The 23,733-nt window shown below is 29.8% G+C and carries 24 protein-coding genes; 15 read left to right on the forward strand and 9 right to left on the reverse strand.

What is annotated here, in order from left to right:
• Window positions 1–87: 87 nt before the first annotated feature.
• Complete coding sequence (locus tag Q6H37_RS11620; RefSeq protein ID WP_318742086.1) at window positions 88–1,800, reverse strand: methyl-accepting chemotaxis protein; 1,713 nt, start codon at window positions 1,798–1,800, stop codon at window positions 88–90.
• Window positions 1,801–2,074: 274 nt separating this feature from the next.
• Between Q6H37_RS11620 and Q6H37_RS11625 the strand changes: the two genes are divergently transcribed.
• The 9 genes from Q6H37_RS11625 (at window position 2,075) to Q6H37_RS11665 (ending at window position 7,545) form a co-directional block, all read left to right on the forward strand.
• Window positions 2,075–2,395 carry a PadR family transcriptional regulator gene (locus Q6H37_RS11625; RefSeq protein ID WP_318742087.1) on the forward strand — a complete coding sequence of 107 codons (321 nt, stop codon included), beginning with the start codon at window positions 2,075–2,077 and terminating at the stop codon, window positions 2,393–2,395.
• Window positions 2,382–2,975, forward strand: coding sequence for a DUF2812 domain-containing protein (locus tag Q6H37_RS11630; RefSeq protein WP_318742088.1), 594 nt, complete (start codon window positions 2,382–2,384; stop codon window positions 2,973–2,975). Before Q6H37_RS11625 ends, Q6H37_RS11630 begins: the two co-directional genes overlap by 14 nt.
• Window positions 2,976–3,022: 47 nt before the next feature.
• On the forward strand, window positions 3,023–3,202 hold the full coding sequence (locus tag Q6H37_RS11635) for a hypothetical protein (RefSeq protein ID WP_318742089.1): 180 nt from the start codon (window positions 3,023–3,025) through the stop codon (window positions 3,200–3,202).
• A gap of 197 nt (window positions 3,203–3,399) precedes the next feature.
• Entirely contained in the window at window positions 3,400–3,993 is a 594-nt protein-coding gene (locus tag Q6H37_RS11640) for a DUF5105 domain-containing protein (RefSeq protein ID WP_318742090.1), read from the forward strand.
• 24 nt (window positions 3,994–4,017) lie between these two features.
• A complete protein-coding gene (locus Q6H37_RS11645; RefSeq protein WP_318742091.1) occupies window positions 4,018–4,422 on the forward strand; it encodes a C-GCAxxG-C-C family protein in 405 nt (134 codons plus the stop codon).
• 66 nt (window positions 4,423–4,488) lie between these two features.
• On the forward strand, window positions 4,489–4,806 hold the full coding sequence (locus Q6H37_RS11650; RefSeq protein WP_318742092.1) for a nucleotide pyrophosphohydrolase: 318 nt from the start codon (window positions 4,489–4,491) through the stop codon (window positions 4,804–4,806).
• 11 nt (window positions 4,807–4,817) lie between these two features.
• Window positions 4,818–6,227: a glycoside hydrolase family 1 protein gene (locus Q6H37_RS11655; protein WP_318742093.1), complete on the forward strand. Its 1,410-nt coding sequence runs from the start codon at window positions 4,818–4,820 to the stop codon at window positions 6,225–6,227.
• 366 nt (window positions 6,228–6,593) lie between these two features.
• Window positions 6,594–6,938 (forward strand): PadR family transcriptional regulator, encoded by a 345-nt coding sequence (locus Q6H37_RS11660; protein ID WP_318742996.1) that lies wholly within the window; start codon window positions 6,594–6,596, stop codon window positions 6,936–6,938.
• Window positions 6,931–7,545, forward strand: coding sequence for a permease prefix domain 1-containing protein (locus tag Q6H37_RS11665; RefSeq protein WP_318742094.1), 615 nt, complete (start codon window positions 6,931–6,933; stop codon window positions 7,543–7,545). Before Q6H37_RS11660 ends, Q6H37_RS11665 begins: the two co-directional genes overlap by 8 nt.
• 182 nt (window positions 7,546–7,727) lie before the next feature.
• Here the strand turns inward: Q6H37_RS11665 and Q6H37_RS11670 are convergent, their stop codons facing one another.
• Both Q6H37_RS11670 and Q6H37_RS11675 read right to left on the reverse strand, forming a co-directional pair.
• Complete coding sequence (locus tag Q6H37_RS11670) at window positions 7,728–8,450, reverse strand: SDR family NAD(P)-dependent oxidoreductase (protein ID WP_318742095.1); 723 nt, start codon at window positions 8,448–8,450, stop codon at window positions 7,728–7,730.
• 14 nt (window positions 8,451–8,464) lie between these two features.
• Window positions 8,465–8,908: a MarR family winged helix-turn-helix transcriptional regulator gene (locus Q6H37_RS11675; protein WP_318742096.1), complete on the reverse strand. Its 444-nt coding sequence runs from the start codon at window positions 8,906–8,908 to the stop codon at window positions 8,465–8,467.
• A 191-nt stretch (window positions 8,909–9,099) separates the two neighbouring features.
• Here Q6H37_RS11675 and Q6H37_RS11680 point away from each other — a divergent pair, with 191 nt between their 5' ends.
• The 3 genes from Q6H37_RS11680 (at window position 9,100) to Q6H37_RS11690 (ending at window position 13,249) form a co-directional block, all read left to right on the forward strand.
• A complete protein-coding gene (locus tag Q6H37_RS11680; protein WP_318742097.1) occupies window positions 9,100–9,648 on the forward strand; it encodes an XRE family transcriptional regulator in 549 nt (182 codons plus the stop codon).
• 315 nt (window positions 9,649–9,963) lie between these two features.
• Window positions 9,964–12,333: a formate C-acetyltransferase/glycerol dehydratase family glycyl radical enzyme gene (locus Q6H37_RS11685; protein WP_318742098.1), complete on the forward strand. Its 2,370-nt coding sequence runs from the start codon at window positions 9,964–9,966 to the stop codon at window positions 12,331–12,333.
• 10 nt (window positions 12,334–12,343) lie between these two features.
• Complete coding sequence (locus Q6H37_RS11690; RefSeq protein WP_318742099.1) at window positions 12,344–13,249, forward strand: glycyl-radical enzyme activating protein; 906 nt, start codon at window positions 12,344–12,346, stop codon at window positions 13,247–13,249.
• Window positions 13,250–13,430: 181 nt separating this feature from the next.
• Here Q6H37_RS11690 and Q6H37_RS11695 read toward each other — a convergent pair whose 3' ends face one another.
• A complete protein-coding gene (locus Q6H37_RS11695) occupies window positions 13,431–14,192 on the reverse strand; it encodes an SIMPL domain-containing protein (protein ID WP_318742100.1) in 762 nt (253 codons plus the stop codon).
• Window positions 14,193–15,063: 871 nt separating this feature from the next.
• Between Q6H37_RS11695 and Q6H37_RS11700 the strand changes: the two genes are divergently transcribed.
• The 3 genes from Q6H37_RS11700 (at window position 15,064) to Q6H37_RS11710 (ending at window position 18,012) form a co-directional block, all read left to right on the forward strand.
• Window positions 15,064–15,246 (forward strand): hypothetical protein, encoded by a 183-nt coding sequence (locus Q6H37_RS11700; RefSeq protein WP_318742101.1) that lies wholly within the window; start codon window positions 15,064–15,066, stop codon window positions 15,244–15,246.
• Between the two features lie 134 nt (window positions 15,247–15,380).
• On the forward strand, window positions 15,381–16,415 hold the full coding sequence (locus tag Q6H37_RS11705) for a low specificity L-threonine aldolase (RefSeq protein WP_318742102.1): 1,035 nt from the start codon (window positions 15,381–15,383) through the stop codon (window positions 16,413–16,415).
• A 331-nt stretch (window positions 16,416–16,746) separates the two neighbouring features.
• Window positions 16,747–18,012: an ammonium transporter gene (locus Q6H37_RS11710; RefSeq protein ID WP_318742103.1), complete on the forward strand. Its 1,266-nt coding sequence runs from the start codon at window positions 16,747–16,749 to the stop codon at window positions 18,010–18,012.
• A 105-nt stretch (window positions 18,013–18,117) separates the two neighbouring features.
• Here the strand turns inward: Q6H37_RS11710 and Q6H37_RS11715 are convergent, their stop codons facing one another.
• The 5 genes from Q6H37_RS11715 to Q6H37_RS11735 form a co-directional block, all read right to left on the reverse strand.
• A complete protein-coding gene (locus tag Q6H37_RS11715; protein WP_318742104.1) occupies window positions 18,118–19,554 on the reverse strand; it encodes a GldG family protein in 1,437 nt (478 codons plus the stop codon).
• Window positions 19,555–19,570: 16 nt separating this feature from the next.
• A complete protein-coding gene (locus Q6H37_RS11720; RefSeq protein ID WP_318742105.1) occupies window positions 19,571–20,434 on the reverse strand; it encodes an ABC transporter permease in 864 nt (287 codons plus the stop codon).
• A 1-nt stretch (window position 20,435) separates the two neighbouring features.
• Window positions 20,436–21,392 carry an ABC transporter ATP-binding protein gene (locus Q6H37_RS11725; protein WP_318742106.1) on the reverse strand — a complete coding sequence of 319 codons (957 nt, stop codon included), beginning with the start codon at window positions 21,390–21,392 and terminating at the stop codon, window positions 20,436–20,438.
• 145 nt (window positions 21,393–21,537) lie between these two features.
• Entirely contained in the window at window positions 21,538–22,722 is a 1,185-nt protein-coding gene (locus tag Q6H37_RS11730; RefSeq protein ID WP_318742107.1) for an ABC transporter permease, read from the reverse strand.
• Entirely contained in the window at window positions 22,712–23,443 is a 732-nt protein-coding gene (locus Q6H37_RS11735) for an ATP-binding cassette domain-containing protein (RefSeq protein ID WP_318742108.1), read from the reverse strand. Before Q6H37_RS11735 ends, Q6H37_RS11730 begins: the two co-directional genes overlap by 11 nt.
• Between the last annotated feature and the right edge of the window lie 290 nt (window positions 23,444–23,733).

A 23,733-nucleotide genomic window follows, 5' to 3' on the forward strand; every position in this document is an offset into this window, starting at 1 on the left:
GAAGAAACAGTCAATATTATTATATCACAATTTTCAAAAAAATGAATATAATAGTCGAAAAAAATACTATTTATATGAATATTGTGATTAAACGGTAAATTTGTTTACCATTTGTGAAATTTTTTGTGAAAGTTCAGCTTGACTTTGTGAAGATAATGATATATCTTCAATTGCTTTAGTAACTTCATTTACACTCCCAATGATTTCTTCAGAACCAGATGCAGATTGCTCTGCTGTGGAAGCTGCATCTTCAATGGCTGTATTCACCTGTGATACTACCTCTTTTATTTGATTTAAGGAATTATTTATACCATTTGATATATCATTTATAAATTCAGCATCCTTTTCGTATTGAATTCCTGTATCCATGAGCAATTGATAATTAGGGGTAACTACGTTTGCTATATAGTCAAGTATTTCATTACCACTTTTGGATATATTATTAAAAGCACTTTCTACAGCAATTACCATTTGGCTTATACTTTTAACCGATTTTGAGGATTCTTCTGATAATTTTCTAACTTCTTCAGCTACAACAGCAAAGCCTTTTCCTTGTTCTCCAGCTCTTGCAGCTTCAATTGCTGCATTAAGTGCAAGAAGATTTGTCTGTTCAGATATGCTTGCAATAGATGCTGACATAGTTTTAACTTCAGAAACAATCTTTCCATCTTCAATTGCCTTTATAATATTTTTTCTCTTTTCATCATATATTGTTTTACCTTCTTCTATACTGCTTGAAGCCTTTTCCTTTATACTAATTGCGCGTTTTTTTATGTCAGCTGAAGAATTTGCTGCTTCATTTGCCTTAAGGGAAAGTTTTGTTATGTTTTCATTTATTTCTTGAGTTGATGCGCTTATTTCCTCTGTGACACTACTTAAATTTTGAGAACCTTTAGCTATTTGGTTTGTTGATTCATTTACTGAAGACATCATTGAAGAAATTTCTTCTGTAGTTGCAGATAACTCCTGGCTTGAAGCATTCATATGATCTGTACTCTGCATTATTTCTTTTACTAAAGCTTTTATACTTTCACCTGCAATATTCAGCTTTTCAGCTATCATACCTATTTCATCATTGCTAGTAAGTTCTATAGATTTATTTAAAACTCCATTACTTACATCCTCACTGAATTTAAAAATCTTATTAATTTCATTTAATGCAGAATTTGTAATTTTAATACCCAATAATGTTGATATAATAAAACTTATTAAAGTAACAGAAATTATAACTAAAAGTGAGCTTTTGTATGTAATATAGCTTGAATTATTTCTAGTATCTGCTCTTTTTACAGTTATACTAACTAACTTTTCAATAGTTGTAGTCAGTTTTTCTCTGTAGGATGCTGCTTTTTTATTCAGATTAGCTGCTTCGTCATATTTCCCTTGAGACATAAGATTTAGTATGTCATTGCATACATTTCTCCAGTCCGTTAGTTCAGTATCTAGTTCATCTACTAAACTTTTTTCTTCAGGAGTTAAATTTGATTTCTTATATGAGCTTAAAAGTTCATTATTCCTATTTTTTAATGTATTACTAGTATTTATAGTATCTTGAGCTTTGCTGGCATCTCTACTTTCTACAAGATTTATTATTTCAAGTCTCAAATGAAGAGTATTTGTATCAAACTCATTTAAAGCTTGTAAAGTTTTCATGTCATTATTATATAATTCATTTGACACTGCATTTATTTTCTTCATGCCAACTCCACCAATTATGCCTGCAACCAAAACAAACAGTGCTGCAAATAAAAATCCCGATAATAATTTTTGCTTCATTTTTAAATTACTAAATAACTTCATAATAATCCTCCTAAAATTAAGTTTTTTATTAATTCTTATTAAATACTATGTAATATTAATTATTAAATAATATATTTTATATTATACACCAAAATGTAGAAGAAAAAAAGTATAAATTTTCATATTTTAAATAATTAATATAGCAACAATAGAAAATTTCCTTATTTGTTAAAAGCATATTGACATGTATATCACGCTGCGATATAATATGTCACATCAAGATATATCACGTTGCGATATATCGAAGAGTGACATGAAAGGACAGATAGTGATTATGATTATAAAAGATTTTATTCCTATGAGTGAAACTGCTTATTACATTCTTTTGTCATTAACTGAGGAGAGGCATGGATATGCAGTTATGCAGTATGTTTCAAAGCTTACAAATGAAAGGATTAATTTAGGACCTGGTACTTTGTATGGAACATTATCCAAGCTTGAAAAAACAAATTTAGTTATGATTACAAAACAGGAAAATAAGCGTAAATATTATAAAATTACTGAACAAGGAGAAGAAGTATTGGAAGCTGAAATTCAACGTATTGAAGAACTTTATACAAACGGTAGGGAGGTATTTAGTAATGGCAGAAAGTAAAAAGTATGTTAGAAAGTCTTTTTTAGTTCATCAATATGAGAAGGAAGAAGAATTTTTATCTAATATAGCTAAAGAAGGATGGCATTTTGTAAAACTTCATAAGGGAATACCAACAAAATATGAATTTGTTAAAGGAGAAAAAATAGATTACATATATCAACTTGATTTTGTGACAGCAGAAGAGGATACAGAGGATTATCATCAGTTATTTGCAGATGCAGCATGGGATGAAGTTTATTCCTGGTGTGGAATTGGGGGAAAGTGGTACTATTTTAGAAAAGTTCAATCTCCAGGTGAAGAGGAAAGAATTTTTACTGATTCTGAGTCAAAATATAATATGTATAATAAACTTTGGAAAAAGTTTGGATTGTATTTAATGTTTTCAATATTTCTTGAAGTAAGTGTATTAATAAGACTTATAGATAGAATAACTCGTGTTGGTATAGTATCATCAGAAGGCATTTTTCTAACTGTATTAAGTTGTATGTTTATTTGTTTCATAACACTGTTTATATATGCTATTACAGGAATAATAATAGAGAAAAACAAAATAAAAAGAAGATTAGATGCAATGTTATAATAATTAAACAATTGTCAATTATTGTGTATTAATTGGGGGAGAAATTAATGGTTAAAAAAAATAATGATACTGAATATAAAGTTTTCTATATGCTAATAGGGATGTCACTTGGAATATGTTTAGGAAAAGCTTTTGGTAATTTAAATATGGGCATGGGGATAGGTATGTTATTAGGAACGATGGCTGATTCATTAGTATATTCTAATAAAAAGAAACAAAAGAAGTGATTAACAAAGATTATTTCCAAGCAGCTAGAGGATGATTTTTATCTAAAAACATGTTATTCTATAAAAGGTTATAGTGCATGTCTATTTTTGTAATGAAAGGTCATTTATACTATAAAATGTGAATTTTATACTTGTTAATTACAAATTTTAATATAGACAATACACTTTAATGTATAACATACGAGGGGGATGAAATTATGAAATTATTTAGAAAAGCTACTGTTGTTGTAATGGTATTTATTGTAATGTTAAGCTTAGTAGCATGTGGTCCTAAACCAGAAGAAACTGTTAAAAGTTTTTTTGATGCAGCTAAAAAATCTGATATTACTACTATGGCTACTTACATGAAAAAGGATGGAGACAAGGGTAATTTTAAATTTGATAACCAGGAACAAGAAAAAATTGTAAAAGCAGTTTTTGCAAAATTGAGCTATGAAAAAGTTTCATCAAAAGAGGATGGAAAAAATGCTACTGTAAAGGTAAAGGTTACATCATTAGATTTGCCACAGATATATGGTAAGGTTGTCACTAATATGCTTCCTTTGCTTATTTCTTCAGCTATGGCAAATAACTCAAATGAAAATGATGCAAAAAATCAGTTGATGCAGGGATTCTTAAATGCTATAAATGATCCTAATGCACCAAAAACAACAACAGAAGTTGATATTAAGCTAGTAAAATCAGATAAATCATGGCTAATAGAGCCAAATGATGATTTATTGAATGCTTTAACAGGAAATTTAAGTAAGGCATTATCAAAAACAGGTAATATAAATAACAATAAAAATTAGTAAAAAGTAAATGGAGGAAGTTATATGTCAAAAGTTGAAAAAGCTGCTGAGAAGCATGGCAAAGGATATAATTGTGCACAAGCAGTAGCATGCTCATTTTGTGAAGAAATGAAAATAGATGAAAGCACAGCAAAGGAAATTTCTAAAAAGTACGGAGGCGGAGCGTTTAAAACCTGTGGTGCTGTTATGGGAATGTATATAGTAAATAACTCTATGAGTGGAGAAAGAGACTTAGATAATCCTGCAGAGTGGAAAAATATTAATAATGAACAACTACAGGAGCTAGAAAAAACATTTAAAGATAAGAATGGCAGTGTTATATGTGCTGAATTGAAAGGACGAACTGGAAATAAGGTATTACGTTCCTGCAGAGGTTGTGTAGAAGATGCAGCCATGATATTAGAAAAATACTTAGAAAATCAAAAGTAAGCTGATAAAGGGTTCCTAGTTTGGAATCCTTTATAATTTCTACTAAAATAAAGAAAGGTGATTACAATGAAGGATACAATAAAAAGAATTAGAAAATTTAGAACTGATAGAGATTGGGATCAATTCCATACACCAGCAAACATATCTAAAGCAATTTCAATTGAAGCTGCTGAACTTTTAGAAAACTTTTTATGGGATGAAGAAAATTATGACAAAGAACATGTACTTGAGGAGCTTGCCGATGTTATGATTTATTGTATACATATGGCAGATTCTCTAGAGGTTGATTTAGAAGATATTATGAATAGTAAAATGGATAAGAATGAAAAGAAGTATCCAGTTGAAAAAGCTAAGGGAAATAGTAAAAAATATACTGAATTATAGGAGGAATAGTTATGTCGATTAAATTTCCAGAAAACTTTTTATGGGGAGGAGCTACAGCTGCTAACCAGTGTGAAGGCGCATATAATGAAGATGGTAAAGGGTTATCAACTCAGGATATAGCACCAAAAGGTATAAAGGGACCTATAACTAAGGAACCAACAGAAGATAATATGAAGCTTATTGGAATAGACTTTTACCATAGATATAAGGAAGATATAAAGTTGTTTGCTGAAATGGGCTTTAAAACCTTTAGATTATCCATTGCATGGTCAAGAATATTTCCAAATGGTGATGATAAAGGGCCAAATGAAAAAGGACTACAATTTTATGATAATGTATTTGACGAATTAGCTAAGTATGGAATTGAACCTTTAGTTACAATTTCACACTATGAAACACCACTGGCACTTGCTAAAAATTATGATGGATGGGTTAACAGAAAGCTTATAGGATTTTTTGAAAACTATGTGAGAACAATATTTACAAGATATAAAGATAAGGTAAAATATTGGCTGACCTTTAATGAAATAAACTCAGCAACTCATGAACCTTATATGAGTGCAGGTATTATGACACCGAAGGAAAAATTAAGTAAGCAGGATTTGTATCAAGCAATGCATCATGAATTAGTGGCCAGTGCATTGGCAGTAAAAATTGGTCATGAAATAAATCCAGAATTCAAAATTGGGTGCATGATTCTTGGAGTACCAAACTACCCATTAACTCCAAACCCAAGTGATGTACTTAAAGCCATGGAACAGGATAGACAAAATCTTTTCTTTGCAGATATTCATGCAAGGGGACAATACCCAAGATATATGAATAGATTTTTTAAAGAAAATAACATAGAAATTAAAATGGAATCTGGTGATGAGGAAATATTAAAAAATACAGTTGATTTCATTTCCTTCAGCTACTACATGAGTGCTTGCGCAACTTCAGATCCAGAAAAGAATAAAAAAGGAGAAGGCAATATTATTGGTGGAATACCAAATCCGTACTTGAAAGCTTCAGATTGGGGATGGCAAATAGATCCAGAAGGATTAAGATACATACTTAATTTGTTATATGACAGATATCAAAAACCATTATTTATAGTTGAAAATGGCTTAGGTGCTGTTGATGAATTAATAACTGATGAAAATGGAAATAAGACTGTAAATGATAATTATAGAATTAATTATTTAAGAGATCATTTAATTCAAGTAAGAGAGGCCATTGAAGATGGTGTTGAACTTTTGGGATACACTACTTGGGGATGCATAGATCTAGTTAGTGCATCAACTGCTGAACTTAAAAAGAGATATGGCTTTATATACGTAGACAGACATGATGATGGAAGTGGAACTTTAGAAAGATATAAGAAAAAGAGCTTCTATTGGTACAAGAAAGTCATTGAAACTAATGGTGAAGAACTTTAAAATGTACAAAAATTTAGACTATCAATTTCTTTTGGGATGTTTCTATAAAATAAGAGTTGACTTGTTTTTAAATTTAATATATTAAGTTTTCAGCAGATTCCGTTTTGACTTTCATAGGGGCTGTTGTATTAAGTATAAGTACTACAATATATTGTGTTGCTTTTTTATTTGCAAAACAACGTATTGTATGTAAATTACTTAGTGCAGCAGCCTCTTTTGTAAAATAAATCATAAATAAGTCGTATAAAAATATGTAACCAGGTATATCAATTTTAACCATTATATAGTATAATATTACTATATAATGTAAAGTACTATATATAATAATATGTGTAATAGAATGATTCTTCTAAGGGGGTTAAAGTGTTGCAGTTTGATAAAGAAATATTGAAAGGATATATTGACACAATAGTATTAAGTATTTTACAAAATGCGGATATGTACGGGTATGAAATTGCCAAAATGATAAAAGAAAAATCAAAAGAAGAATTTGAAATGAAGGAGGTTACTTTATATGTATCTTTAAAACGTTTAGAAAAAAAGAACTACTTAAAAGGTTATTGGAATGATAATAAAAGCAGTGGAGGTGGAAGAAGAAGATACTATACAATTACTGAGGAAGGCAGAAATTATTTTTCAATCAAGGTAAAAGAATGGAGTTTTTTAAAATTGTTGCTAAATAATTTTATGGAGGTTATATTAGATGAATAAGATTGAAGAGTATATTGATAGTATTTATGGGAATTTTGACAATTCAGATAAAGATGCAAAAATATCAAAAGAAGAAATGAGAAATTATTTGTATGAGGAAGTGGAAGAATTAAAGAAACAAGGATTGAGTGAAGAGGAGAGTATATTTAAAGTTTTGCAGTGCTTTGGACAAGAAAATACTGTGGTAGCTGAAATGAACAGCGTATTAAAGAATCGTAGTATATTTACAAAAATGCTTATAAAAGCTGGTGCTATTATTTTTATAATAGGGATATTTTTTCAAATTATTGGGATATTATGTAATGGTGAAAATATTCAATATTTTAATGAAGATTTAGTTAAAAATGGATTTAAAAATATTTCGTATTTAATATTTATGATTTCTCTAGCAATTTGGGATATAGCATTTTATTATTACTATTTTATTAAAAAGCTTGAATTGGTTTTAACAGCATTTATAGTTTGCGATTTTGTTATATGTGTACCTTTAACTTTTGTATGGATTTATTTTCCTCATCACATTATAGGAAGTTTGGCATTTATATTGGGAATTACCTTTGTTATAACTTTACTTTTAAGAATATACTATATTAAAGTTAAAAAATAGCACTAAGCACAGTACGAAAAGCATATATATTATTTTTTAAGTTAAGGTAGAGCTGGAAGTTTGTGAAAGTCTAGCAACTTGATGAAATTCGCTTTTCTTAAACAGGGCTAAGGTTTTCACAAACTTTAAGCTAAAAATAATAAGAAACAATTTAGCTGATGTAATGAAAAACTTACCATTGTTTATTTAACTCTAAGCCCTTCAGGAAGCATATTAATGAGCCAAGCTAAAATACACCATCTTTTAGAAACGTATATTTTTTTCTTCTTGCTTACTATAGCATCATATATTTGATCAGCTGCTTTATCAGCACTGATAGCCCAGAAAACTTTTGACATATCAGCATTTTTAGTCATTTCAGTATATACCCAGCCAGGAAGAACCTCTGTTACATATACATTTTTATTTGATCTATTAAATAGTATTCTTAGTCCTCTCAAATAACTTGATATAAAAGCCTTTGATGCACAATAGGCATTAGTTCTATCACTGTATGTAATTGCAGACATAGAAGAAATACCAACTATATGTCCATGATTCTGATTAGAAAAATATTGAGCAGCAGCATTAGCCATGGATGAGAAGCCTGATACATTTGTATCTATAGTTTCTTTATCTTTATTCCAATTGAGTTCAATATTTGGCCTTACAATGCCAGGGCATATTACAATTAAATCTAAGCCTCCAATTTCTTTTATAAGATCTTTTAAAAGGTAAATTGCTTCATCGGTTTTGGAAACGTCTATTTTCTTTATAAAAGTTTTAGTTGCTATGGATTTTTGAACTTCTATAAGGCGTTCTTCTCTTCTTCCAGCTAATCCAACCTCGTAACCATTTTTAGCTAATTTTTTAGCTGTTTCTTTTCCGATCCCAGATGTAGCTCCTATTACAATAGCTTTTTTCATTTCTATTCCCCCAATTATTCTATTCCTTTACTGATTTTATCTAGAAGGTTAATTAATGTATCTCTTTCAGAGTCTTTATCTAAAGCTCCAAGCACCTTTTTCCACAGCTGGTTTTCAGCATCTTCATGTAATTCGCTTATTTTAACACCATCTTGTGTTAATTCTAATGAATAGGAACGTCTATTTTTTGAGCTTATAACACGTTTAACCAAATTTCTTTTTTCAAGTCTGTCAACTGTGCTGGTAAGCGTACTTCCTGGTACATCCAAATATTGACTAATTTCCTTTAAAGCTGCATCAGGATATTTACTAGCTACTTTTAATACACTTAGTTCATTGCTTGTTATTCCATCAGGAAACATTGTATCTATATCACCTTGTAATTGTCTCAAGCGTTTATATATCTTGTGCATAACAGCATCAAATCTTTGAAATTGTTCTTCATTTACTTTATTCATATTAATTACTTCCTTTTAGTATTATTTCGATATAGTATTAATTCGATAGTGAAATAATACTGCATTTAACAAAATAAGTCAAGTGGAATTTTACTTAATAAAAGATGAAAAATGATGTATGCTATAATGTATAAGATATGTTATAATATACACAATATAAAAAATACAAAATTGAGAAAGGCTGATATGAATTGAACGATCCGACATATAATATAGGCTCTGTTTTGAAAAGAGTAAGGTTTGAAAGAGAATTGACATTGGAGGAAACATCTAATTTAACAGGTGTAAGTAAAGCAATGCTGGGTCAAATTGAAAGAGGGGAATCTAATCCTACAATATCAATATTATGGAAAATTTCCACAGGTTTGCGTATTTCATTTTCTGAACTTCTAGGAAGTGAAAATGATGATTATAAAGCAGTATCCATAGATGATATTGAGCCTGTATATGAATCAGATGGCAAAATGATATTATATGATGTATTTCCTTTCAATCCTTTATCAGGGTTTGAATATTTTTACATCAAATTACTTCCTGGTACACACCATGTTTCTACACCGCATCAGAGCTCAGTAGAAGAATATATTGTAGTAACAAAGGGAACTTTGAAGCTTACTCTAGGAGATCAAACCTTTGAACTTACTTCTCCAGCAGCATTAAGATTTAAGCCTAATAAAAGTCATACTTATAGTAATCCATATGATGAAGAAGTTATTTTTCAAAATGTAATTAAATATTAAAGAAAAACCAGTAATTTGTAATATAATTAAGATTTTATGATTTAATTTTTATGTATGCAATGTTTTTAGTTAAGAATTGATAATTAAGAATTAATAGTGAAGGATGGTTTTTAGCTGTCGCAAAAAATCTTTTAATTCGTATAAACTAGCTCAGCAATATTTTGTTTTAGCAAAATGAGCCTTAATTATTAATTCTTCGCTCTTAACTATTAATTAAATATATATTTTGAACTAATTTTAAAAACCTTGTATGTTATAACATAAAATATATGGTATAACATAATATAATATAAATATAAATGGAGGGTGATAATCATGGTTACAGAAAGAATTGAAAAGGCAAGAAAAAATTATATTAATGCAAAGCCTGCAATTTCCTATGAAAGGGCAAGAATTTGGACAGAATCTCACAAAAAGACAGAAGGTGAAGCAATTCCAATAAGGAGAGCTAAAGCTTTTAAAGATACTTGTGAGCAAATTGATGTTAATATTTTTGAAGGGGAGCTTATTGTTGGTGCTATTGGTGAATTTAGAAAATGTGGTATATTAACTCCAGAGTTCTCATGGACATGGGTAGATAGGGAAATGGATAACTTTGATAAAAGAGTTCAAGATCCATATGTTATGACAGATGAACAAAGAGCATTTGTTAGAAAAAATATATTTCCTTATTGGAAAGGAAAATCTTTAGAGGAATCTTTTTTAGCACAGCTTCCAAAGGAAACTGCAAAGGTGGCTGTTGATACTGGTATAGTTGATAATGATTCAAAATGGAGACAGGCAGTTGGTGAAATAACACCTGACTATCAGGATGTTCTGTTTAAAAAAGGTTTTGGTGGAATTATTAAAGAAGGTAAAGAAAATATATCAAAACTTTCTATTACTTCAGTAGAAGATATAAAAAAGAAGGATTTTTACAATTCAATTATAATTACTTCTGAAGGAATTATTACTCTTGCCAATAGATATTCTGAAAAGGCTAAGGAAATGGCAGAGGCAGAAAGGGATTCTGTAAGAAAAGCTGAGCTATTAAAAATATCTGAAATATGCAGTAAAATTCCTGAAAATCCTCCTGCAACTTTTTATGAAGCTATTCAATTTGTTTGGTTTACACAAGTTGGTGGAATATTAGCTGAAAATCCATTAGCACTTAATATAGGAAGATTCGATCAGTTTATGTATCCATATTATAAATCAGATATGGAAAAAGGAATTATGACAAAGGATGAAATTGAAGAACTTATTGAAGCATTTTGGATAAAGTTATCAGAGTGGGTTTGGACAATTTCTGCAAATACTGCTGAATTCTTTGCTGGATATAATCAATTTCAAAACTTAACAGTTGGTGGAAAGACAAGAGAAGGAAAAGATGCCACTAATGATCTTTCTTATATGTGTTTGAGAGCTACTGAAAGAGTAAAAACACATCAACCAGGACTAAGTGTTAGAATTCATCAAGATTGTCCAAGTAGCTTTTTAGATGAAGTTACTCATTTGGTAAGTAAGGGTACTGGTTTCCCAGCAATTCATAATGATAGTGCAGGATATCAAATGCTTATAAATGCTGGTTATGAACCAGAAGATGCTAGAGATTGGAACAACTGCGGCTGTGTAGTTCCTCATTTCCGTAAGACAGGTGAATGGACTTCAGCAGTAAATGTTAATTTTACTGCAGCTTTAGAATATGCCTTAAATAAAGGTGTAAGCAGAATTACTGGTGAAAAGATAGGTATGGATGAAAAAGATCCATCAACCTTTAAATCTTATGAAGAAGTAGAAGAAGCCTTTTACAAACAATTTGATAATTTAATTGCTCATTCAATTACAGCCACTTTAGTAGCACAGAGGATTCATAAAGAAATTGTTCCAAGACCATTTTTATCTGCATGTATAGAAGATTGTATGATAAAGGGAAAAGATTTAGTTGATGCTGGTGCTAAATACAATTTGGGCCCTGTAATTACTGGAATTGGACTTGCAGTTACATCTAACTCCCTTGCTGTAATTAAAAAGCTTGTTTTTGAAGATAAGGTTACAACTATGGAAACTTTAGTAAAAGCCCTTGATGCAAATTGGGAAGGCTATGAAGAACTTAGAGCACTAGCTTTATCAGTTCCAAAATACGGAAATGACATAGATTATGTAGATGATATTGCTATTAAGATGGCAAATCACTATTATAAAGAAGGACACAAATATAAAGACATTAATGACAATAATTTTAACACTGCTTTTATGGGTATTTCTAACTATTTGCCAACAGGAAAGGTAGTTGGAGCTACTCCTTGTGGAAGAAAAGCTAAGGAGCCATTGTCAGAAGGCGTATCTCCTTTTGCAGGATCTGATACTTCTACACCACTTGCAGCTATGCGTTCAGCAGCAAAGGTTAATCAGGATGTACATTCAGGTGGAACATTATTAAATTTAAGACTAAATGAGAATTTGGTAAATACAAGAAGAGGTCAAAGCAATTTAGGCGCCATGATACAATCCTTCTTTTCATTAGGAGCTTTTCATGTTCAGTTTAATACAATATCCACTGAAACATTACTTAAAGCACAAGAACATCCTGAGGATTACAAAGATTTGTTAGTCAGGGTTGCAGGCTACAGCACACAATTTGTAAATCTATCTAAATCAATGCAGGATGCAATTATTGCAAGAACAGCCCATGAAACTTATTAAGGGGATTCATATGGATAACTTACGTGGATACTTTATGGAGGCGCAGAATTTTTCTGTTAATGATGGAAATGGAATAAGAACAATAATCTTTTCTGCAGGGTGTCCTCTTAGATGCAAGTGGTGTTCTAATCCAGAAAGTCATACGAGCTTTAAGAAGGTTGCTCATTATGAAAAGACTTGTGTGAAGTGTGGAAGGTGTACTAAGATATGTCCGCAAGGAGTAGGTATAAACTTAAATACTCCGCTTGAACAGGAAAAATGTAAGGCTTGTGGAGCTTGTGTAGAGGAATGTCCAACTAAAAGTAGAAAAAATTTAATTTATAATTGTAGTAGTGAAGAAATATTAAAGACAATTGAAAAGCAAAAGATATTTTATAGGCATTCAGATGGTGGTGTTACCTTTTCTGGAGGGGAGGCAACTATGCAAGTAGACATTCTTAGAGAACTTGCATATAAACTTTATGATTCAGCTGTGGATTTAGCTATTGAAACCTCTGGTTATTTTGATTTTGAAGAAATAAGAGACATTTTGGAAAAAATGAGTTTGATATTTATAGATATAAAGCACATGGATAACAGCAAACATAAGTTTTATACAGGAGTAAGCAATGAAAAAATATTGAAAAATGTATGCAGACTTAATGAATTAAGGGTACCTGTGGTGGTTAGAATACCAGTGATTGAGAATGTTAATTCAGATGTAGAAAATATAAGGCAAACAGCCAAATTTATTAAAGAAAATATAGAAATACCTAAGATAGAATTGCTGCCTTATCATTCCTATGGAGACAGCAAATATGAAGCTTTAGGTTTAGAAAAAACATCAAGACAGTTTAAAACTCCGTCAGAAAAATATATTAAGGAGTTATATAAGACAATTGAAAATGAAGGGGTTAAGGTAGTTAGCTATAAATAGACCTGGTGATTATTAAACAGCTGCCAAAACAGAGAATTAAAATTACAAGACATATAAAATTGTATAAAGGGACTACAGCACTAAGAATAAGTATTACAACATATTGTATGTAAAGTTCTTAATGTGGCAGTCCCTTAATTTTATCAATATTACATTACTAAGTTTTTATAACTTATGCTAATTAATACTGATAAACTAGGCTTATGTTTGCTTTTATTTTATAGGTTCCTGAATTAATAGTTGTAGAAGCTGAGGACTCATTTAATGATGCTTTGTCATATAATGGAACAGGATAATCATTAGGAATACCGCTTGAATTTTCTATTACTTTTGAAGGTGTTGTAAGCTTTACTCCTAAAAAACTAGAAATTGATTGTGCTTTATTTTGTGCATTTGATAATGCGTTTTGTAAAGCTGTATTATAATATTTTTCGTAATTACTTACTCCAAAACTTATGCCACTAGAAATATTTGCTCCATTTTTTACAGCTGTATCAATTATTTGTCCAGCCTTACTGATATCTTTAACAGTAACTTTTAGAGTATTTGATACAGTGTATCCAGCTAAAGTACTTGTTCCTGTGTTTTTATCATAATTGTATTTAGGACGTATGCTATAATCAGCTGTTTTTATGTCTTCATTTTGTATGCCTTCCTTTTTAATGGCAGCAATAACATTGTTCACTTCAGTAGAAGCAGTATTTTGAGCATCCATAGTTGTAGACTTGTCTACAGTTACTCCTAAATATAAGTATGCTATGTCTGGAGTTGCAGTTACTTCACCATCTCCTGTAACATTTATTGTTCTTGCTGTATCAGCAGAAGCTGCGCTGGAATCTGCAGCAAGTACTTTTGAAGCTCCAAATTGAAAAGCTAGGATAAAAGCAAATGCCAGTGCAAGAATGAATGAGTATTTTGGTTTTAATAAATTATTAGTTTTCATAGATCAAATCTCCTTTATAATTATTTTCATAACATTAGACGAGTCATTATAAAAACCTGCTCCATAATTTAGTAAGTTTTTAATCATATTTTAATTATGAAGTAACTAAAGCATTTTTAAGTTGTTACATAGTATATAAATAAATATATGTTATATATTGAAAACAAGAACTTGGCTAGTTTTAGGTACTTTATTCATAGAATGTTTTAAAAATATACATTAAGAAGTAACAAAGCTTAAACAAAACTGTGACAAAAACCCTGTAATATAATAAGTGTTCTAAGAAAATGTATAAAAAAATAGAAACAATTATTTGAAAGGGTGAGTATAATGCGTAATTTTCCGGATGCTACTATAACTTATAGTACAAATAAATTAGAAGAGATAGAAAATAAAAATATACCATTTCAACTTTCTATATATATTAAACATTTAACCACCAACTAAAAATAAATTAAACAATCATTTATGTAAAGTCGATTATTAAGTATATTGTGTGTAATATTAAAGAGAATAATTGGTTTAATTCTAAATACTTTGTTCATAAAATGTTTTTAAAATATACACTAACAAGTAACAAATATTACACGAAAACGTAACAATTACCTTATATAATAATAATTGTCCTAAGGCGATAGACCTTAGAGGAAAGGTTAAAAGAATATAATAAGTCCCCCTTATTATATATTTGTTTTGGATAAGCACTAGTGAAAGCTGGTGCTTATTTTTGTATTATTATTTATTTTTAAAAATAAATAATTCATGAGTTTACTGGCAATAAAAACTATAAAGAACTTATATGAGAAAATTTACTTTAAGGACACCGTAAAAAAGTGATGCATGTTTCGTATTTATAATTAGAGGTGATAAAATGCGAGTAAATTCAATTGTTGAATCTAATAATAGACTTCATAAAAATTTAAATAATAAATATGAAAATAGATATAGAAGTAATAATGGGACTGATACATTGTTCTGTGAAATCCTAAAACAATGTATATTAAAACGAATTGAAGAAAATAATACTGTGTTAATAAATAATAACGGCAAATAAAAAGTTTTTATCATAGTTGAATATCTTGATAAATTAGAAGAAAAAATAGCTCGGAAAATATATGAAAAAATAATATGATATAATTGAAAGTAAGGAAAATTAGTAATTAGGATTAAAAAGGAGGGCTATTTATAATGTACAGTTTCAAGAATGATTATAGTGAAGGGACACATGAAAGAATATTAAAGGCTTTAATTGAATCAAATTTAGAGCAGACAGAAGGATATGGGGAGGACATTTATACCCAGAAAGCTATTGAATTAATGAAAGAAAGAATAGGACGTAGTGATGTTGATATACATCTATTTGTTGGAGGCACGCAAACTAATTTAACTGTGATTTCAGCTTTTTTAAGACCTCATGAAGCTGCTATTGCTGCAAATACAGGACATATTTTAGTTCATGAAACTGGAGCTATTGAAGCAACAGGACATAAGGTTATTTCTATAGAAGTAAGTGATGGTAAATTAAGACCTGAAGACATCAAACCTGCTTTAGACGCACATACTGATGAACACATGGTAAAGCCTAAGATGGTGTATATTTCAAATCCTACAGAAATTGGTTCTATATATAGCAAGAATGAATTAGAACTTTTAAGTAAGTTTTGCAGGGAAAATAAGCTTATTTTATATGTAGACGGTGCAAGATTAGGGTCTGCTTTATGTTCAGAGGAAAATGACATGGAACTTTCTGATTTGGGAAAATTAGTAGATGCTTTCTACATAGGCGGAACTAAAAATGGTGCATTAATGGGTGAAGCACTTGTAATTTGTAATGATTCTCTTAAAGAAGACTTTAGATTTCATATTAAACAAAAAGGAGCACTGCTTGCTAAAGGAAGGCTTCTTGGTATACAGTTTTTAGAACTTTTTAAAGATGATCTATATTTTGATTTGGCAAGACATGCTAATGCAATGGCTAATTTATTGAAAAAGGAAATAACTGCAGCTGGATATAAATTTTTAACACATTCACCTTCAAATCAAATATTTCCAATTTTACCTGATAAGTTAATTGAAAAGCTTCAAGCTGAATATTCCTTTTACATTTGGGAGAAGGTTGATGAATATAATTCTGCGGTAAGACTTGTAACTTCTTGGGCAACAAAGGAGGAAGAAGTTTTAGGTTTTATTGAAAATTTAAAAAAGTTTACTATAAATAAATAACAATTTATTTTATTGATAAAAGTTAAATAAAAGCTGTGGAATTAAAGTAATATACTTGTATTTCACAGCTTTTCTAATGCATTATTAAAGAAATTATTTCAGGAATATTTAGCCTTTATAGTAAATTGTATGAGAATACAAGATTAGTAATATAAATTCATGTATTTTAAACGTTTTCAATGAATAAAAGTATGTAATGACACTTTTGATATGATAGAAAAAGTGTTATTATACAAAAAGTGAGACAAAAGTGTCACACTAGCGACATTTTTGTCTCATATTTTGCAAAATAAAGTTAAAAAATATTAAAACATTATTGGGGGGATAAATAATGGCTCAATTAACTACAAAAAAAGTAGTTGAAAACATTCCTAAAGGTTCTGAAAAAAAAGGACTATTGATATTTTTATTATTAATTTTTATAGGTGCAGCTTTAATTTTAATACCTAGTATTAATCACAATGTGTCAATGGGGATATCAGCAATTAATGGTGAAAGTGCTAAGGTAAACACAAATTCCATACAATATAGTACTATTTTTGACACTTTAAAGTATGAAAGATCTATTCATATTTTGGCTATGCTGCTTGTGGGTTTTGGATTTCTTATGACTTTTGTAAGAAATCATGGATACACTTCATTAACAGCAACATTTCTTGTTGTAAGTATAGCAATTCCAATGTATGTGATTATAAAAAGCTTTGGAGGGGAAAGCTTTGTTAAATCAACTATAAGTATAGATACTTTAATATATGCAGAATTTGCTGCTGCAAGTTTACTTATAGCAATAGGAGCTCCATTAGGACGTTTAAAAATGGATCAATACATAATAATGGGATTGTTATTTGTACCAGCTTATATATTTAATGAATGGCTTCTACTTGACAGCGGAATGTTTAAAGGTTTTCTTGATACTGGAGGTTCAATTGTTATACATGCCTTTGGTGCATATTTTGGATTAGGAGTAGTAGCATCAACTCTTTCTAAGTTTAAAAAGAATCCTGTTTGTGAAAATACTCCAAACTCTAATCAATTTTCTCTTCTTGGAAGTATGATCTTATGGATTTTTTGGCCATCTTTTACCAGTGCAATAGTAGCACCAGAAAGGGTAGTACTTACTGCAATAAATACAATTTTTGCTCTATGTGGTGCAACTTTAGCAACATACATATTTACAAAGTTAATCAGAGGCAAAATAGAAATAGAGGATATTGCTAATGCTGCTTTGGCTGGAGGAGTTGCTATTGGATCCACTTGTGACATGACAACTCCAGGATATGCTATGCTTATAGGAATAGCAGCTGGAGCATTAAGTGTAATTGGATATAGTATTATAGCTCCTAAACTTGAAAATATTATAAAGGGAACAGATACATGTGGAATCAACAATTTACATGGAATGCCAGGAATACTTGGAGGATTAGTGGCAGTGTTTATAACTGGAAATGTTGGAACTCAATTATTAGCAATAGTTATTAATGTAGTAATAGCTTTTGTATGTGGAAGAATTACTGGTTCATTTATAAGTTTACTTGGTAAGAAACAAGAAACATACAATGATAAGGATGAGTTCTTTGTTGAAAAGTTAGGGGCATAGAAGTATTTTAAGTTTTTCATGTATAAAATATAGAGAACGTATATAAATTTGAGTATATTCAAATTTATATACGTTCTTTTAGGATTAAATTCAATTTTATACATTTTATAATTTTCTTCTTCTAGCCCATACAACAATTCCCACTATTAGAATTACACCAGGTATAACAACAACTGCAAAAGCTGATGCTGTTAGTCTGCTTAATGCACTTACCTGCAGTGTATAATTGTCTAGATTTTTAGGTCTAACTGATATGCTGTCTTTTTTTCCTTGAGCCCAGCTAATTGAATTCATGAGAAAATCCAAGTTGGCATTATTACTTAGAGATATTACTTGTGAGTTAGTAAAGGTTGCATTGGCAACAACAACTATTCTTGTATCACTAAACTTAGGGCTTATGGATTTATCAGTTACAGCTACAGCTATATTAAAAGGACCAGTTAGATCACCAGATTGCTTTTCCAATGTGTCACTTTTTAAATTAGTTTTACCCCAGGAATTGCTGGTAGTTGTAAGCAGTGGATCAATTGTTAATGAACTCTTTTTGTTACTGGATACTTGTATACTTTGAGCACCAGGGATGAGTACTCTTAAATTATCAGTGATCAATGAGTTCATAATGTCATGATTTTTTTGTTCAGGCAAAAGATATATAGGATTTTGAGAAACATAGCTGTTGTCACCTTCAACCGAAACAGCTCTCTGCAGTGATACACCATAGCTATTTAGTACTGCTTGGAAGTTTGGCAAATCATTTTCAGTTACATCCATTAAAAATAAAGCTTTACCACCTTTAGAAAGGTAGCTTTTTATGGTATTTGCTTCTGGCTGAGATAAATCTCTCTTTGGAGATACTACAAGTAATATGGAATCTTCTTTCATGCTAGCATCTTTAAGGGATAAATTAATAGATTGCACAGTATAATTTTCAAGTGATAACTGCTTGGATATTTCTGAAGAAACATCACCTTCCCCTTGACCCTGCAGTGTATATATAATAGTACTCTTGTCAGAAGTTACATATAGTATGCCAGAAGTTATATTTTGCTCCACTGCAAGAGATTGAGTTGTTGAAGTAGATGGATTAGAAGTATCACTGGCACTGGAATTCAAAAAAGAATTTTGGTCTAAAACCTTAAATTTTGATCCGTTTTCAACAACTATAGAACCAACATCAACTTTACTATTATCTTTATTAAATTTTTGAGCAAGCTGAGGATATTTTGAAGGATCTCTATACAATATTTTAACGTGTTTTGAGTGAGCAGCATATTGATCCAAAATAGTTTTTACAGTATAGTTTTCCTGCCCGGATTTATAAAATCCATATATTGTTACATCTTGTTTCAAGTTATCTAAAATTTTATAGCTTTGATCTGACAAGGTAAACATTTTGCTCTTAGTTAAATCTTTATTCCAATTTAATTTTCCAATACCCAAATTTATTCCTATTAAAACAGCTAAAGCTAACACTAATGTTAGTACAGCTATGCTGCCTTTTTTAGATTTTTTGCTATTAAAAAGACTTTTTATATTTTTCATACGCTATTTCACCTCCCTAGCTCCATCTTCTTCTATCAATAACATTTATAGTAAGAAGTATGAAAAATGCACAAAATGATATATAGTATGCTATTGAACCTGCACTGAGCATACCCATATTGAAGGGTTCATAGCGTTTTATTAATGAAAACCAATCAACAAATTTTACTATAAAACCATCGAATAGACTTTTATTTTTTATATAAATTCCAAGAACTATTAAAGAACCTATAACTAAACTAGAAGCACTTATAATTACGTTTTGAGCATTATAATATAAAAATAAGGCTATAATTAAAACTAAAATTTCTGCAAAAATAACTCCAGATATAGTAGAGGTAGGTAGTCCACTGCCTATCCAGTCAAGTATCCATATGATAAACAAGGTACCAAAAGTAGCTACTGCAGCAGTAACTTGATTTTCAGTTAAAGCTGAAATAAAAATACCTATTGAAATAAAGCAAAGTCCAACTAGAACAAAGCCAATATATGCACCAATGGTTTCACCTACAGGGAAGGAGCCTAATTTTTTTAGTATTAAAGGATATATAAAAGTTATTATTACACCTATAAGAAAAACTATAGTAGATGCTAAAAATTTACCAACAACTATTTCCCATATTTTTAATGGTGAAGTTAATAGTAATTGATCCGTTTTTTCATGGGTTTCACTTGCAATTATCCTCATAGTTAAAATAGGCACAAGAAATAAAAATACAAATATCATTGAGTACACTATATCAGTATAATAGCCATTTCCAGGCATTAGGTTTGACAATGTAAAAAATATGCCTGATATTAATAAAAAAACAAATAAAAAAATATAAGAAGCAGAAGAATGAAAATATGATTTCAATTCTTTACTTAATATTTGCAGCATTTCAAGATACCTCCTTTGATTCATCTGTTACTTCTAAGAATATTTCCTCTAAGGTTAGATTTAATGGTTTCATCATAAGTAAAGGAATATTTGCTTTGCTAAAGGCATTAAATAAGTTTTCTCGCAAATCATAATCCTCTTTACCTTCAACTATCAGATCTATAGTATTAGGTTCTTTAATACCATCATCAGTTATAGAATTAATATAAGGTATATTCTTTATAACTTCGTCTGCTTCAGCCTTTGAACTCTTTACCCTTAAGGCTATCTTTGTTCCACAGGTTAGCTTATGTGATAAATCTTCAGGAGTACCTTCTGCAACAATAGAACCTTTATTTATAATTACAACTCTATCACATATTGCACTTACTTCTGAAAGTATGTGAGAACTTAGGATAATTGTATGCTCCTTTCCAAGCTTTGAGATTAAGTCTCTAATTTCAATAATTTGTTTTGGATCTAATCCTACAGTTGGTTCATCTAATATAAGAACTTCAGGGTTTCCAACTATAGCTTGTGCCAATCCAACTCTCTGTTTATAACCTTTAGAAAGATTTTTAATAAGCCTTTTACGTACATCAGTTAGTTTAATTGATTCTAGAATTGTATCAATATGTTCCTTACTTTTATTTTTTTCCACCTTTTTTAATTTGCTTACAAAAATTAAATATTCTTCAACGGTCATATCTGTATATAAAGGAGGAATTTCAGGTAGATATCCTATTCTTTTTTTAGCCTGAATTGGATTTTTTAATATATCAAATCCATCTATTGATACTGAACCCTCTGTAGCGGATATGTACCCAGTTATTATATTCATGGTGGTGGATTTTCCTGCACCATTTGGACCTAAAAGACCAACAATTTCTCCTTTCTTTATTTCTAAATTAATAGCATTTACAGCTGTATGGTTACCATAATTTTTTGATAGGTTATCAATTTTTATCAAGATTATCACCTCTCAGTATTTTTGTCCCACTTGAAATTTATAACAAATGAATATGTCATTTCTATGGCAAAATAATTACAAAACTGTAAAGTTATTGTTAACAAGTGTGAAAATTATATTTTTCCCAAAAACATAAAAGTGTTATTTTAGAGCACTAAGCTCTAAAAATAACACTTTCTTTATTAAACATATATCTTGCAAATAAAATTGAACCAATTACATATAATATCATCCAGCCAAAGGTTATGCCTATGTGTGTATAATTGTGTATTCCAACTAAAAATTCTTTCATGAGGCAAGAAGCATTGGCAATAGGTATATTAAAGAAATAAGTTTCTATACTTTTACCATCCTTCATCATTGTGGCATAAACTAATATCATTGCTACTATTGAAACAGGGCTTAAATAGGTTTGAGCTTCCTTTGATGATTTTGCATAAATACTTATGGACAGGCCTAAAGCTCCAAAAACCATTGTTAACATTATAGGTAAAATCATTATTAAAGCAATGGTGCTCATAGCAATATTAACATCCTTTGCATTTTGAAAAATTCCACCAGTTTGATTTATTGCAATAAGTAATCCTGCAATGTTTGCTAAGGATACTATAAGTCCCATTATGGTAATTGCAAGAAATTTACCCCAAAGTAAAGACATTCTGTTTGCCTTTGTAGTTAAAAGTGGTTCTAAAGTACCCCTTTCTTTTTCTCCTACGCCTAAATCTAATGCGGGTGCTACTGTATTACCTACACTTCCTATTATTAAAAGTAAAGGTACCACTACATTAAGCAGCGACATTCCCATACCACTTTCCTTTTTTTCTATGGTATTCTGCACTACATTTATTGGATTTAATATTTTAGAATCAATGTTTCTTTTTTCTAATCTTTTTGAAACTATAGTCTTTGAATATTTTTCTATATAAGAATTTAATATTTCAGAAGCTTGTGTGCCATCACTGCTGGAGTTATCATAAGTTAATGTAATATTTTCATTCATATCCTTATTTATATTTTCATCAAAGCCTTGTGGTATAGTTATTGCTGCTAAAATTTTACCATCTTTTACATCCTGCTTTATATTAGTGGATTCGGTTATTTTAATATTCTTTTGTGATTTTAAGAAGGATTTAAAGTTACTATTTCCTTTATCTATTATAGCTACTTTTAAATTGTTTTGTACCTTCTTTTGATTATCATTGGTAGCCATGCCTATAACAAATGAAAGTATAGGTAAAATTAAAATTGGAATTAATATACTCATAATTATTGTTTTTTTATCTCTAAACATATCCAATAATTCTTTTTTTAGTACTACTTTTATAACATTATTTTTCATTTGAATCACCCACTAAACTCATAAATATTTCTTCCATATCATTACTATTATATTTACTTTTTAAACTTTCTATAGTTCCTGTTTCTATAATTTTTCCTTTGTGAATTATTATAATTCTATCACAAAGCTTTTCCACTTCAGCCATGCTGTGACTTGAAAATATAACAGCTTTATTATCTAATTTGCACTTTTTTATAAAGTTTTGTACTATTCTAGCTGCTGTAACATCAAGTCCTGATGTAGGTTCATCAAATAACACTACGGAAGGGTTATGAACTATGGACCTTGCTATGGAAATTTTTTGTTTCATTCCTCTTGAAAATTTACCTACTCTTCTATCTAAATACTCTTCCATTTCAAGATTTTTTGCTAAATATTTTATGCTTTCTTCAGTTTCTTCCTTTGACATTCCATTAAGCTGTGCAAAATAGCTTATGTTTTCTCTTCCAGTTAATCTATCATAAAGACCAACTTCTCCACCGAAAAGTATTCCTATTTCGCCTCTTACACTTTCTGAATCTTTATTTACATCATAATTATTTATTAAGGCTGTGCCTGATGTTGGCCTTAGCATAGTTGCCAGCATTCTAAGGGTAGTTGTCTTTCCTGCTCCATTTTCCCCTAAAAGTCCAACTATTTCTCCATTATTAACTTCAAAGCTAATATTGTCTACAGCTGAAATACTTTTAAATGTTTTAGTCAACGCTTGAACCTTGATCATTATCTTTCCTGCCTTTCTTTTGTATAGTCCAACTTTCTCATATATAGTTTTGTATTTAAAAAATAGTATTAAGCATTTTTTAAACTGCGAAAGTTGAGTTAATAATCATTATAATATTAATTATTGTTTGCAAAATGAATATTTAGGCTTCAACTTATACTTTTTATTGTACCAGTTGTCATATTTTAAGTATTACAATTTATCCATAAATATCATTATAGCTGTTACAAATGTGAAAACAAGTAATTACAATGTAAAATTTACAATAATTTATGATAAAATGCAATGTG

The sequence above is a fragment of the Clostridium sp. JS66 genome, from assembly GCF_033561535.1.
GTDB classification, from domain to species: domain Bacteria; phylum Bacillota; class Clostridia; order Clostridiales; family Clostridiaceae; genus Clostridium_AM; species Clostridium_AM carboxidivorans.

Bases quoted from the DNA above. Each gene is read 5' to 3' on its own strand.
- Q6H37_RS11620 (WP_318742086.1), bottom strand. From the start codon at position 1,800: ATGAAGTTATTTAGTAATTTAAAAATGAAGCAAAAATTATTATCGGGA.
- Q6H37_RS11625 (WP_318742087.1), top strand. From the start codon at position 2,075: ATGATTATAAAAGATTTTATTCCTATGAGTGAAACTGCTTATTACATT.
- Q6H37_RS11630 (WP_318742088.1), top strand. From the start codon at position 2,382: ATGGCAGAAAGTAAAAAGTATGTTAGAAAGTCTTTTTTAGTTCATCAA.
- Q6H37_RS11635 (WP_318742089.1), top strand. From the start codon at position 3,023: ATGGTTAAAAAAAATAATGATACTGAATATAAAGTTTTCTATATGCTA.
- Q6H37_RS11640 (WP_318742090.1), top strand. From the start codon at position 3,400: ATGAAATTATTTAGAAAAGCTACTGTTGTTGTAATGGTATTTATTGTA.
- Q6H37_RS11645 (WP_318742091.1), top strand. From the start codon at position 4,018: ATGTCAAAAGTTGAAAAAGCTGCTGAGAAGCATGGCAAAGGATATAAT.
- Q6H37_RS11650 (WP_318742092.1), top strand. From the start codon at position 4,489: ATGAAGGATACAATAAAAAGAATTAGAAAATTTAGAACTGATAGAGAT.
- Q6H37_RS11655 (WP_318742093.1), top strand. From the start codon at position 4,818: ATGTCGATTAAATTTCCAGAAAACTTTTTATGGGGAGGAGCTACAGCT.
- Q6H37_RS11665 (WP_318742094.1), top strand. From the start codon at position 6,931: ATGAATAAGATTGAAGAGTATATTGATAGTATTTATGGGAATTTTGAC.
- Q6H37_RS11670 (WP_318742095.1), bottom strand. From the start codon at position 8,450: ATGAAAAAAGCTATTGTAATAGGAGCTACATCTGGGATCGGAAAAGAA.
- Q6H37_RS11675 (WP_318742096.1), bottom strand. From the start codon at position 8,908: ATGAATAAAGTAAATGAAGAACAATTTCAAAGATTTGATGCTGTTATG.
- Q6H37_RS11685 (WP_318742098.1), top strand. From the start codon at position 9,964: ATGGTTACAGAAAGAATTGAAAAGGCAAGAAAAAATTATATTAATGCA.
- Q6H37_RS11690 (WP_318742099.1), top strand. From the start codon at position 12,344: ATGGATAACTTACGTGGATACTTTATGGAGGCGCAGAATTTTTCTGTT.
- Q6H37_RS11695 (WP_318742100.1), bottom strand. From the start codon at position 14,192: ATGAAAACTAATAATTTATTAAAACCAAAATACTCATTCATTCTTGCA.
- Q6H37_RS11700 (WP_318742101.1), top strand. From the start codon at position 15,064: ATGCGAGTAAATTCAATTGTTGAATCTAATAATAGACTTCATAAAAAT.
- Q6H37_RS11705 (WP_318742102.1), top strand. From the start codon at position 15,381: ATGTACAGTTTCAAGAATGATTATAGTGAAGGGACACATGAAAGAATA.
- Q6H37_RS11710 (WP_318742103.1), top strand. From the start codon at position 16,747: ATGGCTCAATTAACTACAAAAAAAGTAGTTGAAAACATTCCTAAAGGT.
- Q6H37_RS11715 (WP_318742104.1), bottom strand. From the start codon at position 19,554: ATGAAAAATATAAAAAGTCTTTTTAATAGCAAAAAATCTAAAAAAGGC.
- Q6H37_RS11720 (WP_318742105.1), bottom strand. From the start codon at position 20,434: ATGCTGCAAATATTAAGTAAAGAATTGAAATCATATTTTCATTCTTCT.
- Q6H37_RS11730 (WP_318742107.1), bottom strand. From the start codon at position 22,722: ATGAAAAATAATGTTATAAAAGTAGTACTAAAAAAAGAATTATTGGAT.
- Q6H37_RS11735 (WP_318742108.1), bottom strand. From the start codon at position 23,443: ATGATCAAGGTTCAAGCGTTGACTAAAACATTTAAAAGTATTTCAGCT.